1 protein-coding gene and 1 pseudogene are annotated in these 1852 nt (G+C 43.1%); both read right to left on the reverse strand.

Annotated elements, in window-relative coordinates; translation table 11 throughout:
* Positions 1 to 1374, reverse strand: a pseudogene (putP, locus tag SKA34_RS05245) (sodium/proline symporter PutP); the annotation flags it as partial.
* A gap of 69 nt (positions 1375 to 1443) precedes the next feature.
* On the reverse strand, positions 1444 to 1852 hold a 409-nt coding region (locus SKA34_RS05250; protein ID WP_157044469.1), incomplete at its 5' end, for an aldehyde dehydrogenase family protein.

The raw sequence follows: 1852 nt of genomic DNA on the forward strand, positions 1-1852 counted from the left end.
TGATCTCATATAAGTCAAATATCCCACCAGTTAGTTGCTTCCATACAACGACGGTTACAGCACCCGTTACGATACTGCAATCGCGCCATAACGATTCATACCACTCCAGTACAAGCTTAATAGCAATACAGGGCCAAATGCCGCACCAAAGCCAGCCCAAGCATAAGACACAAGGCCTAATACAGAGCTATCAGGGTTTAATGCTAAAATGAAGGCGACAATTGATAATGCAATAACCGCAATACGTCCAACCATAACAATTTCTTTGCTTGACGCTTGTGGACGAAATACTTGTTTATAGAAATCTTCAGCCAGTGCCGATGAAGAGACTAACAACTGAGAATCTGCAGTACTCATGATCGCCGCCAAGATTGCCGCTAGTAAAATACCGGCCATCACTGGATGGAAAATCGCATTTACTAGCAACATGAATACTTTTTCACTATCTGCTAATTCACCACCAAGGTTACCATCAACATAAATAATACCCGTTAAGCCGACTAACAACGCACCAATCATCGACAGAGCCGTCCATATCACCGCAATACGACGTGCTGTACCAATGTCTTTATTGGAGCGTGTCGCTTTAAAACGCGCAAGAATATGAGGCTGACCAAAGTAACCGAGTCCCCAGCCTAATAGTGACAAGATAACCATAAATGATAATGGCTGACCTTTAATATCAGTCCAGAGCGTTAATAATTCAGGGTTCTTATTATGAAGCGTTTCCATTAATTGAACAGGATCGGCATTCATCGCTGCGATCGGCACAATGAGCAGTGCAGCTGACATCAATAGGCCTTGTACTAAATCAGTCCAAGATACCGCAAGGAACCCACCAAATAAGGTATAAGTTACAACACACAAGGTACCGATAAATAGCGCGAGCGTGTAATCTAAACCAAAGACAGTTTCAAACAGTTTGCCGCCTGCCACTAAACCAGCACTGGTATAGAAAAGGAAAAAGAGCAAAATAAAAAAGGCAGAAATCGTTTGAATAAGCTTTGAATTATCATCAAATCGACGTGATAAAAACTCAGGCAAAGTCAGTGAGTTATCTGCTGTTATACTATAAGTACGCAGGCGTTTAGCACAGATCAGCCAGTTCAACCACGTCCCCAGTAATAGGCCACCAGCCAGCCATAATGACTCAAAACCAGCGAGATAAGCGTATCCCGGTAATCCTAATAATAACCAGCCACTCATATCCGATGCTCCTGCAGATATAGCAGAAGGCCAAGGACCTAATGAACGCCCACCGAGAAAGTAATCACTGGAGCTCGATGTGCGTTTATAGGCGATATAACCTATCGCCAGCATCCCTAGTAAATAGGCTACAAAGGTCGCTGTAATCGCGAAGTTATTTTCAATCATAAGTTTTACTTCCTTTTAAATGGCCTTTGTTCATTGCAAAGGCCTATTATCATGTTAAGCAAGGTCTGGTCAGTCGTTTTCTCCACAGCCAAGCTCTAATAACGTTGCATTACCGCCGACGGCTGTAATATTGATGGTTCTGGTACGTTCAGTGATAAAGCGTAAACAGTAACTTGTGCTACCAATGACAGGTAGGTTATCAAGATCAGTTTCTACTACTAATTGCGCTAACTGTCCGTTTCTCGCCGCTAATTGGCGCGCCAAACTCAAGGCAAGTTCAGCTGAACCGCTATAAGCGACTGCTGCAATCTCTTCACTTTGAATTAATGAATCAAAGTCAGTGTCCTCAATAACACTAAGTACATTAGCAACACATCCTGCTTGCTCTAGTTGGCTGAGAATAGTAGTAGTCTTTAAAGGGTGGTCAGGCGACAAACACAACATAACGCTGTTGCCACACACCAACGCTGTGGCAATT

This window comes from Photobacterium sp. SKA34, from assembly GCF_000153325.1.
GTDB lineage: Bacteria > Pseudomonadota > Gammaproteobacteria > Enterobacterales > Vibrionaceae > Photobacterium.